The 15,994-nt window shown below is 63.0% G+C and carries 14 protein-coding genes; all 14 read right to left on the reverse strand.

Annotated features, from left to right (window positions below; all coding sequences use genetic code 11):
- Positions 1-67: 67 nt before the first annotated feature.
- The 14 genes from HS961_RS20075 to HS961_RS20140 all read right to left on the reverse strand — a co-directional run bounded on the left by HS961_RS20075 (position 68) and on the right by HS961_RS20140 (position 15,919).
- Positions 68-1,078, reverse strand: a complete 1,011-nt coding sequence (locus HS961_RS20075; protein WP_182325038.1) for an inorganic phosphate transporter — start codon at positions 1,076-1,078, stop codon at positions 68-70.
- Positions 1,079-1,109: 31 nt separating this feature from the next.
- Positions 1,110-1,757 (reverse strand): DUF47 domain-containing protein, encoded by a 648-nt coding sequence (locus tag HS961_RS20080; RefSeq protein ID WP_133854979.1) that lies wholly within the window; start codon positions 1,755-1,757, stop codon positions 1,110-1,112.
- Positions 1,758-2,209: 452 nt separating this feature from the next.
- Positions 2,210-2,941, reverse strand: a complete 732-nt coding sequence (locus tag HS961_RS20085; RefSeq protein ID WP_182325040.1) for an ABC transporter ATP-binding protein — start codon at positions 2,939-2,941, stop codon at positions 2,210-2,212.
- A 2-nt stretch (positions 2,942-2,943) separates the two neighbouring features.
- Positions 2,944-3,723: an ABC transporter ATP-binding protein gene (locus tag HS961_RS20090; protein WP_182325042.1), complete on the reverse strand. Its 780-nt coding sequence runs from the start codon at positions 3,721-3,723 to the stop codon at positions 2,944-2,946.
- Between the two features lie 15 nt (positions 3,724-3,738).
- A complete protein-coding gene (locus HS961_RS20095) occupies positions 3,739-4,815 on the reverse strand; it encodes a branched-chain amino acid ABC transporter permease (RefSeq protein ID WP_182325044.1) in 1,077 nt (358 codons plus the stop codon).
- Positions 4,816-4,825: 10 nt separating this feature from the next.
- Positions 4,826-5,755, reverse strand: coding sequence for a branched-chain amino acid ABC transporter permease (locus HS961_RS20100; protein WP_182325046.1), 930 nt, complete (start codon positions 5,753-5,755; stop codon positions 4,826-4,828).
- A 436-nt stretch (positions 5,756-6,191) separates the two neighbouring features.
- A complete protein-coding gene (locus HS961_RS20105; RefSeq protein WP_182325048.1) occupies positions 6,192-7,124 on the reverse strand; it encodes an electron transfer flavoprotein subunit alpha/FixB family protein in 933 nt (310 codons plus the stop codon).
- A gap of 28 nt (positions 7,125-7,152) precedes the next feature.
- The gene (locus HS961_RS20110; RefSeq protein ID WP_182325050.1) at positions 7,153-7,902 is read right to left on the reverse strand and encodes an electron transfer flavoprotein subunit beta/FixA family protein; all 750 of its coding nucleotides are present in this window, start codon (positions 7,900-7,902) and stop codon (positions 7,153-7,155) included.
- Between the two features lie 68 nt (positions 7,903-7,970).
- Positions 7,971-9,197 (reverse strand): CaiB/BaiF CoA transferase family protein, encoded by a 1,227-nt coding sequence (locus HS961_RS20115; protein WP_182325052.1) that lies wholly within the window; start codon positions 9,195-9,197, stop codon positions 7,971-7,973.
- 70 nt (positions 9,198-9,267) lie between these two features.
- Positions 9,268-10,077, reverse strand: a complete 810-nt coding sequence (locus HS961_RS20120; RefSeq protein WP_182325054.1) for an oxepin-CoA hydrolase, alternative type — start codon at positions 10,075-10,077, stop codon at positions 9,268-9,270.
- A complete protein-coding gene (locus HS961_RS20125; protein ID WP_182325056.1) occupies positions 10,077-11,234 on the reverse strand; it encodes an acyl-CoA dehydrogenase family protein in 1,158 nt (385 codons plus the stop codon). The genes HS961_RS20120 and HS961_RS20125 overlap by 1 nt, the downstream gene beginning before the upstream one ends.
- A 10-nt stretch (positions 11,235-11,244) precedes the next feature.
- Positions 11,245-12,441, reverse strand: a complete 1,197-nt coding sequence (locus HS961_RS20130; protein WP_182325058.1) for an acyl-CoA dehydrogenase family protein — start codon at positions 12,439-12,441, stop codon at positions 11,245-11,247.
- 9 nt (positions 12,442-12,450) lie between these two features.
- Positions 12,451-13,647 carry an acetyl-CoA C-acyltransferase gene (locus tag HS961_RS20135; RefSeq protein WP_182325060.1) on the reverse strand — a complete coding sequence of 399 codons (1,197 nt, stop codon included), beginning with the start codon at positions 13,645-13,647 and terminating at the stop codon, positions 12,451-12,453.
- A gap of 151 nt (positions 13,648-13,798) precedes the next feature.
- Positions 13,799-15,919 carry a 3-hydroxyacyl-CoA dehydrogenase NAD-binding domain-containing protein gene (locus HS961_RS20140; RefSeq protein WP_182325062.1) on the reverse strand — a complete coding sequence of 707 codons (2,121 nt, stop codon included), beginning with the start codon at positions 15,917-15,919 and terminating at the stop codon, positions 13,799-13,801.
- Between the last annotated feature and the right edge of the window lie 75 nt (positions 15,920-15,994).

The raw sequence follows: 15,994 nt of genomic DNA on the forward strand, positions 1-15,994 counted from the left end.
TGTTCCAAAAAAAAGCGGCTGGCAGATCATATCCGCCAGCCGCCTTTTGGCTATCGACTTTCAACCATCAATAGAGCTGCAGACTCACCCAATACGCAAAAGCTGCCACAAAGGCGCTGGCCGGAATGGTCAGCACCCAGGCCCAGACGATATTGCCGGCGACGCCCCAACGCACCGCGCTCATGCGCTGGGTGGAGCCCACACCGACAATCGCGCCGGTGATGGTGTGCGTGGTGGAGACCGGCACGCCCAGCGCAGTGGCGATGAACAAGGTCATCGCGCCACCGGTTTCCGCGCAGAAGCCGCCCACGGGTTTGAGCTTGGTGATCTTCTGGCCCATGGTCTTGACGATGCGCCAGCCACCAAACATGGTACCCAGGCCAATCGCCGCGTAGCACGAGACGATGACCCAGGTGGGTGGGCTGGCATCGGCTGCCGAGACATAGCCGGTGGACAGCAGCAGCAGCCAGATGATGCCGATGGTCTTTTGCGCATCGTTGCCGCCGTGGCCCAGGCTGTAGGCACCGGCAGACACCAGCTGCAAGCGGCGGAACCATTTGTCCACCCGCCCCGGCGTGGTGCGGCGGAACAGCCAGGCCACGATCACCATCATGATTGAGCCCAGCAAGAAGCCGAGCACGGGGGAGACGAAGATAAAGGCCACGGTCTTCCAGATGCCGCTGGCAATCAGCGAGCTCGCACCCGCCTTGGAGATGACAGCGCCCACAATGCCGCCAATCAGCGCATGCGAGGAGCTGGACGGAATGCCGTAGTACCAGGTGATCAGGTTCCAGACGATGGCGCCCACCAGCGCGCCAAAGATCACATGGGTATCGACAATGCCCGGTTGGACAATGCCTTTGCCAATCGTCGCCGCCACGCTCAGGTGGAAGACAAAGATCGCCACAAAGTTGAAAAATGCCGCAAACACCACCGCTTGGGTGGGCTTGAGCACGCCGGTCGAGACAACGGTCGCAATCGAGTTGGCCGCGTCATGAAACCCGTTCATGAAGTCGAACAAGATGGCCAGCGCCACCAGCACGACAATCACCCACAGGGCTGTTTGCATCGGTTCCATGGAAGTTCAGTCTCCTGCTTGCTGAAACGGATCAGGAGTTTTCCAGGATGATGCCTTCGATGTGGTTGGCCACATCTTCGCACTTGTCGGTGATGGTTTCGAGCAGCTCGTAGATGGCCTTGAGCTTGATCACCTCGCGCACATCGGGTTCTTCGCGGAACAGCTTGCTCATCGCCGAGCGCATTACGCGGTCGGCATCGCTCTCCAAGCGGTCGATCTCTTCGCAGGTCTTGATCGCCGCCTCGGTCGTGGCAGGATCGGCAATGCGGTCGAGCATCTTGACGGCATCGCGCACGCGCTCGCAGCACTTGACGCTCAGGTCCGTCAGGCGGGTGATCTCTTCGGTCATGTGGCGCACGTCGTAGAGCGCCATGGTCTCGGCCGAGTCCTGGATCAGGTCGGCCACGTCGTCCATAGTGTTGATCAGCGAGTGGATCTGTTCCCGGTCGATGGGGGTGATGAAGGTCTTGTGCAGGGTGCGGTTGACCTCATGGGTCACGCGGTCGGCAGCGCGCTCGGCATTGTCCACATCCTGGTTGTACTTCTCACGCAGATGGGGATCGTTGTAATTGGCCACCAGCTGGGAGAACGCATGGGCCGCTTCCACGATGCGGTCGGCGTGCTGGTTGAACAGTTCGAAGAAATTGCCTTCGCGCGGCAAGAGTTTGCCAAAGAGCATGGGTGTACCTATTCGGTTGCAATGCAAAAAAAGGGGAAAACCTGCGCACACCCGGCCGGATACGGTCGTATCCCTGCCGGGCCAACAGGCCCCGTCGCCACCCCGCAAGTCCTTGAATTGCCAGCGGTGTCAGCGGTTTGCCGTGCGCAAAATCTGTCATTCACGGCGCATTGCTGCACTGCAAAATTCACCAATTTTAAATGCAATTGTCATTTCTTTGTCGTATTTGAAGTCACCCCGCCTAAAACACCATGTCCGCCGCGGCGCCCACAGCGCTCCGTCCAGAGGCGGCCAGAGCTCACCGTCCACCCTGACAACCGCAGCCTTCATACCCCTTCCGCCATCAACGTGATGGCTGCCAAGCACGATGCAACGGGTGCCCATGTGGCATGCATAAAAAAAAGCACTGACCAGCAGTACTGGGCAGTGCTTGGGGGAAGCGGTGGCCTCGGCTATTCGCCCAGATAGGCGGCGCGCACCTTGGGGTCGGCCAGCAGCTCCTGGCCCGGGCCGGTCATCGTGATGATGCCGGACTCCATCACATAACCGCGGTCGGCAATCGCCAGCGCGCGGCTGGCATTCTGCTCGACCAGCACAATCGTCACACCCATCGCATAGACATCGCGCACCACCTCGAAGATCTTGTCCACCATGATGGGCGACAGGCCCATCGACGGTTCATCGAGCAACAGCACCTTGGGCTGGGCCATCAGCGCGCGCGCCATCGCCAGCATCTGCTGCTCGCCACCGGACATGGTGCCGGCCAGCTGGTCCTTACGCTCACGCAGGCGCGGAAAGATGCTGAACATCTTCTCGATGTCGGCGAGGATGCCCGCCTTGTCCTTGCGCAGGTAGGCGCCCAGCATCAGGTTGTCGGTGATGGTCTGGCGCGTGAACACGCCCCGCCCCTCGGGCACCATCACCAGGCCCTTGGCCACCAGGTCCCAGGCGCCCCGGCCCTTGAGGTTCTCGCCCAAAAACTCGATGTGCCCGTCGTTGATGGGCTGGGTGGCGGTCACCGCCTTCATCGTCGTGGTCTTGCCCGCGCCGTTGGAGCCGATCAAGGACACCAGCTCGCCCTCATGCACCTCAAAATCCACGCCCTTGACCGCTTGGATGCCCCCATAGGCCACTTTCAGCCCGCGTACCTTCAGCAGTACCGGGTTGGATGTCTTGTCAACCATGCTCAGTGTCCTCCGGTGCCCAGATAGGCCTCAATCACTTTTTCGTCTTTCTGCACCTCGGCGGGCGAGCCCTCGGCCAGCCGCTTGCCATAGTCCAGCACCGTCACCCGGTCGCACAGGCCCATCACCAGCTTCACATCGTGTTCGATCAGCAAGATGGTGCGGTTGTCCTTGCGGATGCGGTCGATCAGCTCGCGCAGCTGCACCTTCTCGGTGGCATTCATGCCCGCGGCGGGTTCATCGAGCGCAATCAGCTGCGGGTCGGTGGCCAGCGCGCGGGCAATTTCCAGGCGGCGCTGGTCGCCATAGGACAGGGTGCGTGCCTTGTAATCGGCATAGCGCTCAATGCCCACATACACCAGCAGCTCACGGGCGCGCTCGGTAATGGCACGCTCCTCGGCCTTGAAGCCCGGTGTGCGGAAGATGGCGCCCAGCAGGCCCGAATGGCTGCGCACATGGCGGCCCACCATCACGTTCTCCAGCGCCGTCATGTCAGAGAACAGACGGATGTTCTGGAAGGTACGGGCAATGCCCGCCTTGGCCACCAGATGTACGGCCTTGGGTTCGTAGGGCTTGCCAGCCAGCTCAAAGCTGCCGCTGTCGGGCGTGTACAGCCCGGTGATCACATTGAAGAACGTGGTCTTGCCAGCGCCATTGGGGCCAATCAGGCCATAGACCTGGCCGCGCTCAATCGTCAGTCCCACATCCGAGAGGGCTTGCAAACCGCCAAAGCGTTTGGATATTCCTGCGACTTTCAGTGCAGGAGCTTGTGTGTTCGTCATGCGCGTCTCTCCTGCTCAGTCTTTCTGGATGGCGCTCTTGCCATGCTCGGGTGCCGGCCACAGGCCGCGTGGGCGCAGCAGCATCACCACAATCATCGCCACCGCAATCAGCAGCTGGCGCAGGATGGAGGCATCCAGGCGGCCGTCGGTCAGCTCCTGCAGCGGGCCGGCCACATAGCGCAGCACCTCGGGCAGGGCCGACAGCAATACGGCGCCCAGAATCACACCGGGGATATGGCCCAGGCCGCCCAGCACCACCATGGCGACGATCATGATCGACTCCATCAGGCTGAAGGACTCGGGCGAGACAAAGCCCTGGAAGCCGGCAAACATCGCGCCGGACACACCACCAAACGTGGCGCCCATGCCAAAGGCCATCAGCTTGAGGTTGCGGGTGTTGATGCCCATGGCCTTGGCGGCAATTTCATCTTCGCGGATGGCCATCCAGGCGCGGCCAATGCGCGAATCCTGCAAGCGGTAGCAGATCACCACACTGGCCACCACCAGCACCAGGAACAGGTAGTAGTACAAGGTCACCGACGAGATGGTGTGGCCGGCAATCTCCAGCGGCTTGCCAAAGTCAAAACCAAAGATCTTGATCGAATCGATCTGGCCCAGACCCTTGGGCCCGTTGGTGATGTTGACCGGCTGGTCCAGGTTCAGCATGAAGATGCGGATGATCTCGCCAAAACCCAGGGTCACGATGGCCAGGTAGTCCCCGCGCAATTTGAGCACCGGGAAGCCTAATATCATCCCCGCGACGGCCGCCAGCAAGGCAGCGAGCGGTATCACCAGCCAGATGGAGGTGTGCAGGCCATTGGGGAACATGGCCTTGAAGCCTTCGAAGGTCTCGGCCAGGTGGGGCGAGGCCATCAGGCCCAGCATATAGGCGCCCACAGCATAGAAGGCCACATAGCCTAGGTCGAGCAGGCCGGCAAAGCCCACGACGATGTTCAGACCCAGGGCCAGCAATACATAGAGCAAGGCCAGATCGGCAATCCGCACCCAGGCGTTGCCGAAGGACTGCAGGATCAGCGGCAAGACCAGCAGCGCAATGGCGCCCAGGATGAACTGTATTTTGTTGTTCTTCATGCGGTTCCCCTTAAGCTCTATCGGCCACCCGCTCGCCCAGCAAGCCCGAGGGGCGCAGGGTCAGCACGATGATCAGCACGATGAACGAGAAGATGTCGACGTACTGGCTGCCCAGCACGCCCCCGGTGAGCTGGCCGATGTAGCCCGCGCCAATGGCTTCCACCAGGCCCAGAATCATCGCGCCCACCACCGCACCGGCCAGGTTGCCGATACCGCCAAACACCGCCGCAATAAAGGCCTTGAGGCCGGGCAGGAAGCCCATCGTGTGCTGCGCCGTGCCGTAGTTCGAGGCCCAGAGCACGCCGGCAATCGCCGCCAGCACCGCACCAATCACAAAGGTGGCTGAGATCACCATATCCGGCTTGATGCCCATCAGTGCCGCCACGCGGGGGTTCTCTGCCGTGGCCCGCATCGCGCGGCCCAGGCGGGTGTAGTTCACCAGGTACATCAACACCGCCAGCACCACCGCCGTCACACCCAGCACCAGGATCTGGGTCGGCGTGATCACCGCGCCCGCCACATCAAAGGGCTCCATCGGCAGCAGGGTCGGATAGGGTTTGTAGTTGGGCTTCCAGATGATCATCGCCAAGGTCTGGAGCAAGATCGACATGCCAATCGCAGTGATCAGCGGCGCCAGGCGCGGGCTGTTGCGCAGCGGCCGGTAAGCCAGCTTTTCAATCGTGAAATTGAGTACCGCCGCCACCACGCAGGCAATGAGGGTCGCGATCAGCAGGATGATCCAGCCCGGCGTATTGGGCATCGCCTCCTGCATCGCGCCGATGATGCTCCAACTCGTCAGCACCCCGATCATCAGCACTTCGCCATGCGCGAAGTTAATCAATTGAATAATGCCGTACACCATGGTGTAGCCCAAGGCTATCAAAGCGTACATGCTGCCCAATACCAGACCATTGATGATCTGCTGCAGCAAAATATCCATACAACCAACCCTTCAGCTTGGAACCACAACGGCTGAAACTGCATGAGCCCGGGGGTCTCCCGCCATGCAGCCGCCTCTAACCGCGATAACAGTTTTATGCGGATCGAAGCGATTCTATAGACGCCATCTGGGTTTGATGGCGACTATGCCGCTAGCGCTTTCCCTAGGGGCTCATACGCGAACCGCATCAATTCAGAAGGGCTCACACCCGCCACCTAGGGAATTTACTAGGTATAGATTCGATGGATTGTTTTGTTTTTTTAATGATTAATGCGACAAACACAATAATCACATCGATCCGGACGTCGCCGCTGTCAAACACTGGTGCAAATACCTATATCCGTTTGAAGTTGCGATAACAACCAAAAATCCAGATATCGCGCCAGGCATAAAAAAAACGCGGCCAAGGCCGCGTTTTGGAGAGGGTGCTGGTGGTTTACAGCTTGCTGGCCATCTCAGGCACGGCGTCAAACAGATCCGCCACCAGGCCGTAGTCGGCCACGCTGAAGATGGGGGCTTCTTCGTCCTTGTTGATCGCCACGATCACCTTGGAGTCCTTCATGCCCGCCAAATGCTGGATGGCGCCTGAGATGCCCGCTGCCACATACAGCTGGGGCGCGACGATCTTGCCGGTCTGGCCCACTTGCAGGTCGTTGGGCGCGTAGCCCGCGTCCACCGCTGCGCGGCTGGCGCCAATGGCGGCGCCCAGCTTGTCTGCCAGCGGGGTCATGACTTCGTTGAACTTCTCGGCGCTGCCCAGTGCCCGGCCACCGGAGACGATGATCTTGGCTGCGGTGAGTTCTGGCCGGTCGTTCTTGGTCACTTCGCGGCCCACAAAGCTGCTCTTGCCGCTGTCGGCTACGGCTGCTGCGTTCTCGACGGCGGCTGAGCCACCCGTCGTGGCTGCTGCGTCAAAGCCGGTGCCGCGCACGGTGATGACCTTGGTGGCATCGATCGATTGCACGGTGGCAATGGCGTTGCCCGCGTAGATGGGGCGCTCGAAGGTGTCGGCGCTCACCACCTTGGTGATGTCGCTGATTTGGGCGACGTCGAGCTTGGCTGCGACGCGCGGGGCGACGTTCTTGCCCGATGCCGTTGCGGGCGCCAGGATGTGGCTGTAGTTGCCGGCAATGGCCAGCACTTGCGCGGCCAGGTTCTCGGCCAGGCCATCTTTGAGCGAGGGGCCTTCAGCCAGGATGACTTTGGCAACGCCAGCGATCTGTGCTGCGGCCTGGGCCGCTGCTGCTGCGCCAACGCCGGCTACCAGCACATGCACATCATCGTCGCAAGCCAGGGCGGCGGTGACGGTGTTGAGGGTGGCGGTCTTGATGGTTTGGTTGTCGTGTTCTGCAATAACGAGAGCGGTCATTTTTTAGGTTTCCTTTTGAGCAGCAGCGTTAGATGACTTTGGCTTCGTTCTTGAGCTTGTCGATCAAGGTGGCTACATCGGGCACCTTGACGCCTGCGCCGCGCTTGGCGGGTTCCTGCACCTTCAAGGTCTTCAGGCGCGGGCTCACGTCCACACCCAGGTCTTCTGGCTTCAAGGTATCGAGCTGCTTTTTCTTGGCCTTCATGATGTTGGGCAAGGTGACGTAGCGGGGCTCGTTGAGGCGCAGGTCGGTGGTGATGACGGCGGGCATGGACAGAGACAGGGTCTCCAGGCCGCCGTCCACTTCGCGCGTGACATTGACCTTGTCGCCAGCGACTTCGACCTTGGAGGCGAAGGTGGCTTGGGGCAGGTCGGCGAGCGCGGCCAGCATCTGGCCGGTCTGGTTGGCGTCGTCGTCAATGGCTTGCTTGCCGCAGATCACGAGGCCCGGCTGCTCTTTGTCAACCAGGGCCTTCAGGAGCTTGGCGACGGCCAGGGGCTGCAGCTCTTCAGCGGTTTCGACCAGGATGGCGCGGTCCGCACCAATGGCCATCGCGGTGCGCAGGGTTTCCTGGCACTGGGTCACACCGCAGCTCACGGCGATGATCTCGGTCACAACGCCCTTTTCCTTCAATCGCACGGCCTCTTCCACCGCGATTTCATCAAAGGGGTTCATCGACATCTTCACGTTCGCAATGTCCACACCCGAGCCATCGCTCTTGACGCGCACCTTGACGTTGTAGTCCACCACGCGTTTGACGGGTACCAGTACTTTCATAGTCTCAGCTTTCTAACAATAAACTCTGGGCCCGCTGCGGCCTCGTCTGCCAGCGGCGAGCATCGGTATCAATCGGGCAAGGTCAGCACGCCTTGCGCCTGGAGCGACTGCAATTGCGAATCACTCAAACGCAGCAGATTTTGCAGCACTTCGCGTGTACCTTCACCGAGTGTGGGTGGCGGGCGGCGAATCGGCAGGCGTTCGCCATCCATGCGGATGGGCGGCGCCAGCACGGCGGTGTGGCCTGCGACCGGGTGGGGCATGTTCTGCACCAGGCCGGCTTGCTGCACGCGCTCGGAGGTCAGCGCCTCATGCAGGCCCAGCACCTCACCACAGGGCACGCCGCAGGCGGTCAGGCGCTCGATCAGCAGCGCGCGCGGAAAGCTGCGGATCGTCTCGATCATCAGCGGCAGCAGCAGCTTGCGGTCCTTGGCGCGCTCCACATTGGTGGCGTACTTGGGGTTGTCGGCCAGGTCGGGGCGCTCGATAACATCGCGGCAAAAGCGCTCGAACTGCGAGTTGTTGCCCACCGCAATGATCAGCGGGCCATCGGCCGCCTCGAACATGCCATAGGGCACGATCGACGGGTGGGCATTGCCAAAGCGCTCCGGGTCCTTGCCCATGAACAGCGCGTCCAAGCCGTAGTAGCCGGTGATGCTGACACCGTTGTCGAACAGCGCCATGTCGATCTTGCGGCCCTGGCCCGTGCGCTCGCGGGCAAACAGCGCGGCCAGCACGGCCTGGGCGGCGCTCATGCCGGTCATCAGGTCTACCACCGCCACGCCAAACTTCAGCGGCGGCTGCGAGGCCTCGCCATTCATCGCCATCAAGCCGGCCTCGCCCTGCACCAGGATGTCGTAGCCCGGGCGGGCCGCCTCATCGGTGTCGGTGGCATAGCCCGTCACGCTGCAGTAGATGATGTCCTGCTTCAAGGCCTTCAGCGCCTCGTAGCCCAGGCCCAGCTTGTCGGCGCCGCCATGCTTGAAGTTGTGGATCACCACATCGAACTGCGGCAGCAGCTCCAAGATCAGCGCCAGCCCTTCGGGCTTTTGCAGATCGACGGTGATGGACCGCTTGTTGCGGTTCATGCTGTTGTAGTAGGTGGTCTCGGTCTTGCCAATGCGCAGGCCCCAGTCGCGTGTGTCATCACCGCGCTTGGGGTGCTCCACCTTGATCACCTCGGCCCCCAGATCGCCCAGCACCTGGCCGCACAGCGGGCCAGCGAACACGCGGGACAGATCCAGAACCTTGACACCGGCCAGTGGCAAGGCCCCGGCTTTCTCTTCCTGATGCATATTTGTCTCCTCGGATCACCGGGCCATCCACCCCCACGGGCGGGCCCGGCGTCCCTTGTCTCAAACCCTGTCAGCTGCGCAGCTGCAGGTAGTTGGCCGGGCGCTTCTCCAAAAACGCCGCAATGCCCTCGGCCGATTCTGGCGTGGCCTGGGCCTGCACCATCAGCTCCGCTTCCAGGTCCAGCTGCTGCTCCAGGCTGTTGTCATACGCGGCGCGGCACAGCGACTTGATGCTGGCCATCGCCTGCAACGGCCCATCGGCCAGCTGCGCCGCCAGCGCGATGGCCTGGGCCAGCGCATCGCCCGGCTCGGCCAGGCGGTTGACCAGACCGAGTTGCTGCATGCGCTCGCCATTCACCCGGTCGCCGGTCAGGCACAGCTCGGTCAGCAGCTGGCGCGACAGGTGCTCTGCCAGAAAGGCCGTGGCGCCGCCGTCGGGCGACAGCCCCACCTTCACATAGGCCACCGAAAACGCGGCATTGCGCGCTGCCACCAACATATCGCAGGCCAGCGCCAGCGACAGGCCGGCACCGGCCGCTGCGCCCTCCACCGCCGCCACGACGGGCTTGGGGCAGTCACGCAGCGCACGCACCAGGTCATGCAGGCCTTCGAGCAGTTCGCGGCGCTTTTCCAGCGGTTGGTCGCGGCGCGTCGCAATGCGGCGCAGATCGCCGCCGGAGCAGAAATGCCCGCCGGCACCGGTGAGCACAATCGCGCCCACCGCCGGGTCGGTTGCCGCATCTTTGAGCGCAGCGGTCAGGCCCAGGTAGAACTCGGGCGACAGCGCATTGCGCGCCGCCTCATTGTTGTTGGTGAGCACCAGCACGCCGCCTTCGCGGCGCGCCAGCAGCGCGGGGTTTGCGTTGCTGGCGTTCTCCATCAGGCGGCCTTGGCTGCGGCGCGTTCCTGCGCCTGCAGCGCAATGTAGCGCGCCAGGTGGTGGTCCATGTCGCCCAACTGGTGGTCGATCATGATGATGCGCTTGGCGTAGTGCGCCAGCGGCAGCTCCCAGGTCACGCCAATGCCGCCATGCATCTGGATCGCCTCTTCAGCCATCAGGGTGCCAATCTGGCCCACGCTGTACTTGGCCGCCGACAGCGCTTTTTCGCGCTCCAGGTAGTCGGGGTTGTCGATGGCCGCTGCCGCGTTGATGACGGCCGAGCGCGCCTGCTCGGCTTCGAGCAGCAGATCGGCCATGCGGTGCTGCAGCGCCTGAAAGCTGCCGATCGGCACGCCAAACTGCTTGCGGGTGCGCAGGTACTCCAGGGTGTGGTTCTTGGCCACATCCATCGCGCCCAGCGATTCGGCCGCCAAGGCCAGCAGGCCAAAGCCGCAGATGCGTTCCAGCAGCGCATGGCCTTCGCCCAGCTTGCCCAGCAAGGCATCCGCACCGACCTTGACGTTGGCCAGCACCAGCTCGGCGGCATGGCCACCATCGATGCGGCCATAGCCCCGGCTGCTGATGCCTGCAGCATCGCCCGGCACCAGGAACAGCGAGATACCCGCCTCATCGCCCACCGCGCCTGCCGTGCGGGCGGAGACCAGCAGCAGCTGCGCCTGGTCGCCAAATAGCACGACGGCCTTGCTGCCGTTCAGCACCCAGCCATCGCCTTCGGTCTGGGCGCTGGTGGCCACGCGGTTCAGCTCGTAGTGGTTGGCAGGCTCGTCATGCGCCAGCGCGGCAATCGTCTCGCCGCCGATGATGCCTTCGAGCTGCGCCTTTTGCACATCGCTGCCGGCCTCCGTCAGCGCGCGGCCGACCAGCAATGCGCCCAGCAGTGGCTCTGCGACCAGGTGCGTGCCCAGTGCCTCGAACACCACGCTGATATCGACGCCATCGCCACCAAAGCCGCCATCGGCCTCTTTGAACAGCGCGCCAATCGCACCCAGTTCCGCCAGCTTGGCGTAGGTGTCAGCGCTAAAACCTTGGGCGCCGTAGGCAGCCTTGTTGCGGTAGTCGGTGCTGTACTGCTCGCTCAGGTAGCGGCCCAGCGCATCGGCCAGCATGCGGCGGTCTTCATCCAGTTGAAAGTTCATCGATATCTCCTTACAGGCCGAGGATCATCTTGGAGATGATGTTGCGCTGGATTTCGTTCGAGCCGCCGAAGATCGACAGCTTGCGGTAGTTGAAATAGGCTGCAGCAGCCGTGGCCGCCTCCTTGGGCCCCACGGGCGCGTCGGCGTATTCGGCAAACTGCGCCTCTTCGATAAAGGGCAGCGCATAGGGGCCCATCGCGCGGCGGACCAGCGACAGCAGCTCCTGGCGGATGACAGTGCCCTTGATCTTGAGCATCGAGCTTTCGGCACCGGGCACACCGCCGTCCGCCACCGAGGCGATCACGCGCAGGTTGGTGGTGGCCATGTTCAGCAGCTCGATCTCGACCTTGGCCATGCGGGTGGCGAACTGCGGGTCTTCGATCAGCGGCTTGCCATTGCGCTGCACGCGCTGGGCAATCACCTTGAGCTTTTCCAGCCCGGCCATCGAGAAGCCCACACCAGCAATGCCGGTGCGCTCATAGGTCAGCAGGTACTTGGCATAGGTCCAGCCCTTGTTCTCCTCGCCGACCAGGTTTTCCAGCGGCACCTTCACATCGGTCAGAAAGACTTCGTTGACTTCCTTGTCGCCGTCCAGGGTGCGGATGGGGCGCACTTCGACGCCGGGCTGGTTCATGTCGATCAGCACAAAGCTGATGCCTTGCTGCGACTTCACCTCTTTGTTGGTGCGCACCAGGCAGAACATCATGTTGGCGTGCTGGCCCTGGGTGGTCCAGGTCTTCTGGCCGTTGACGATGTAGTGGTCGCCATGGCGCACGGCCGTGGTCTTGAGCGAGGCCAGGTCGGAGCCGGCGCCCGGCTCGGAATAGCCCTGGCACCACCAGTCATCGCCATTGAGAATGCGGGGCAACCAGTGGCTTTTCTGCGCCTCGTTGCCGTACTTGATCAACACCGGGCCGAGCATCGACAAACCAAACGGCACCAGGCGCGGGCCACCGGCCAGTGCGCATTCGTCGTCAAAAATAAACTTCTGCACCGGCGACCAGCCCGTGCCACCAAACTCCTGCGGCCAGTGGTAGGCCAGCCAGCCCTTTTTGTTCAGAATGGCATGCCAGTTTTCCTGGTCAAAACGCGTCAGGCGCTGGCCAGCCTTGACCTTGGCGGCCAGCTCCGGGGGCAAGTGGTCTTTCAGAAACGCACGTACTTCGGCGCGGAAGGCCTCTTCTTCGGGGCTGAATTGCAAATCCATCGCAGTTCCTTAAAAAATCTCAAAGAGGCCAGCGGCACCCATGCCGCCGCCCACACACATGGTCACCACGCCCCACTTCACTTTCTCGCCCCGGGCCTTGCGACGCTGGCCTTCGAGCAGAATGTGGCCGGTCAAACGCGCGCCGGTCATGCCAAAAGGGTGGCCGATGGAGATGGCGCCGCCGTTGACGTTCAAGCGGTCCAGCGGAATGCCCAGCGTGCGCTGGCAGTACAGGGCCTGCGAGGCAAAGGCCTCGTTCAGCTCCCAGAGGTCAATGTCCTGCACCGTCAGGCCGTGGCGCGCCAGCAGCTTGGGGACGGCAAACACCGGGCCAATGCCCATCTCATCGGGCTCACAACCGGCAATGGCCAGGCCGCGGAAGGCGCCCAGCGGCGTCAGGCCCAGCTTGGCGGCTTCCTTGGCTTCCATCAGCACGCAGGCGGCCGAGCCATCGGAGAGCTGCGAGGCATTGCCTGCGGTGACAAAGTTGCCTGCGCCCTTGACCGGTTCCAGCTTGGCCAGGCCTTCTAGGGTGGTCGAGGGGCGGTTGCAGTTGTCCATGGTCGCGGTGACGTCCTTGTAGCTGACTTCACCGGTTTCCTTGTTCTTCTCGGCCATGCGCGTGGCGCAGGGCACGATCTCGTTGTCAAACGTGCCGTTGGCCTGGGCCGCTGCGGTGCGCTGCTGGCTTTGCAGCGAGAAGGCATCCTGGTCTTCGCGGCTGATGCCGTAGCGCTTGGCCACCACATCGGCCGTGTCGATCATCGCCATGAACAGGTCGGGCTTGTGCTCCAGCAGCCAGGGATCGGCATCCGAGGGGTTGGTGTTGCTGGAGCGGATCAGCGAGATGCTCTCAACACCGCCGGCCACCATCGCCGGGGCGCCGTCCACAATGATGCGACCGGCCGCAAAGGCAATCGCCTGCAGGCCCGAGGCGCAGAAGCGGTTGACCACGGTGCCGCCCACGCTGACGGGCAGGCCGGCACGCACGGCCGCCTGGCGCCCGATATTGCGGCCGGTCGTCCCTTCTGGGTAGCCGCAGCCCAGCACCACGTCTTCAATCAAGGCCGGGTCAATACCGGCGCGCTGCACCGCCGCGCTGATGGAAAAGGCTGCCAGCTGCGCACCGGGCGTGACATTGAATTCCCCACGGTGGGATTTGGCCAGCGGCGTACGCGCTGTCGAAACGATGACGGCTTCACGCATGCATGTCTCCTAGGGTCTGAGCGACCATTGATTGTGATTTTTGGGGGCGGCAGCGCTTGTCACCCAAGCGCTAACCGCCATTTTTGATAGCGCAACCCGGGCTTCGCCTGCATGGAAGCCTGGGGTTGCCTCAAGCCTGGACGGCTTTGCGTCAGGCGGCCTTATTCAGGCTCTCAAAGTTCTCGCCCTTGTCCACCAGCTCTACCAAGAGCGGCGATGGCGTCCAGAACAGCGCGTCTTCCTTGGCGAACTCGCGGATGTCGGCCAGGATCTTGTCCAGGCCCACCATGTCGGCCCACTTCATCGGGCCGCCCCGGAAGCGTGGGAAGCCGTAGCCGTAGAGGAAGGTGACATCCACATCCAGCGGACGCAGCGCAATGCCTTCGCGCACCACATTGGCGCCTTCGTTGACCATGGCGGCCATGTAGCGGCGCATGATCTCGGCATTGCTGAAGCTGCGCGGCGTCACGCCAACGCGCTGGCGCTCGGCATCCACAATCGCCAGCACTTCGGGGTCTTGCTCGCCCACCCGCGCACCTTGCGGGTACAGGTAGTAGCCGCGCTGGGTCTTCTGGCCAAACCAGCCTTTTTCGGCAATGCGGTCGGCAATCTGCACATAACGCGCATTGGGGTTGCGCGTGGCGGCCTTGCGCTTGCGCGTGGCCCAGCCAATGTCGCCACCGGCCAGATCGGCGACCTGGAAGGGGCCCATCGGGTAGCCAAACTCGCGCACCGCCTCATCGATCTGGTAGGGCGAGGCACCGTCTTCCAGCAGGTAATTGGCGGCCTCGCGGTACACGGCCAGAATGCGGTTGCCGATAAAGCCATCGCAGACACCGGCGCGCACGGGCACCTTCTTCATGCGGCGGGCCAGCTCGAAAGCGGTGGCCACCACATCGGCGCTCACCTTGGCGGGCACCACGATCTCCAGCAGCTTCATGATGTTGGCGGGGCTGAAGAAGTGCAGACCAATGACATCCTGCGGGCGCGAGATGCTCGCGGCAATCGCATCGATATCCAGGTAGGAGGTGTTGGTGGCAATCACGGCACCGGGCTTGCAGACCTTGTCCAGCTCGGCAAACACGGCCTTCTTGACGCCCATCTCTTCAAACACCGCCTCGATCACTAGGTCCACGTCGGTGAGTGCGGCGTAGTCGGTGCTGCCGCTGTAGCGCGCCATGATGGCGGCCTTTTTCTCTGCCGTCAGGCGGCCCTTGGCGATCAGGCCATCGTAGACCTTTTCGACATTGGCGCGACCCCGGGCGATGGATTCGTCATCGCGCTCGACCATCACTACCGGCAGGCCGGCATCCAGCGCCGCCACGGTGATGCCGGCGCCCATGGTGCCACCGCCCACCACGCCGATGCGGTTCAGGGCGCGCGGTGCAGCGGCCTTGGCTTCGGGGATCTTGGCGGTTTCACGCTCGGCAAAGAAGGCGTGGATCAGGCCGGCGCGCTGCGGGCTCTCCAGGCACTGCACAAACAGCTTGCGCTCGTTTTGCATGCCTTGCTCAAACGGCAGGTCCAGCGCGCCTTGCACGCATTCGATGATCTTGCCAGGCGAGAACAGGCCCCGGCTTTTCTTGGCCGACTCGGCCTTGGCGGTATCGAGTTCGGCCTGCGACGCAGCCTTGTCGGCCAGGGCCGTGGCTTCGCGGGTGCGGCGCACCGGGGCGTTCTGCGCCAGCAGTGCGTTGGCATAGGCCAGGCCAGCGGTGCGGGCATCGCTGCCTGCGGGCTCGACCTGGTCGACCAGGCCCATGGCCAGCGCTTCTTCGGCACTGGCGTGGCGGCCGGAAAGCATCAGGTCCAGCGCGGCCTTGACGCCAATCAGGCGGGGGGTGCGCTGCGTGCCACCGGCGCCGGGCAGCAGGCCCAGTTGCACTTCGGGCAGGCCCAGCTTGGCGCCCGATACCGCCAGGCGGTAGTGGCAGGACAGCGCCACTTCCAGCCCACCGCCAAGGGCCGGGCCATGGATGGCGGCCACGACGAGCTTGTCGCTGTTCTCCAGCTGCACCAGCACATCGGGCAGGCTGGGCGGCATCGCGGGTTTACCAAATTCACGGATATCGGCACCGGCAATAAAGGCCTTGCCACTGCCCACCAGCAAGATGGCCTGGACCTGCGCATCGCTGCGCGCCTGGGCCACGGCATCGGCCAGGCCTTGGCGCACGGCCTGGCTCAAGGCGTTGACGGGGGGGTTCTGGATCGTGACGACCAATACATGCCCTTCGCGGGCCATGGTCACCACTGCAGCGTTCTCTGCGCTCATGCATGTCTCCTGGTAGATCAACCGACATCGGCTTGCGAACTATTGTCAGTGCAACTAGGCTTATTTGACAATCAC

The organism is Comamonas piscis (assembly GCF_014109725.1).
Classification (GTDB): Bacteria; Pseudomonadota; Gammaproteobacteria; order Burkholderiales; family Burkholderiaceae_C; genus Comamonas; species Comamonas piscis.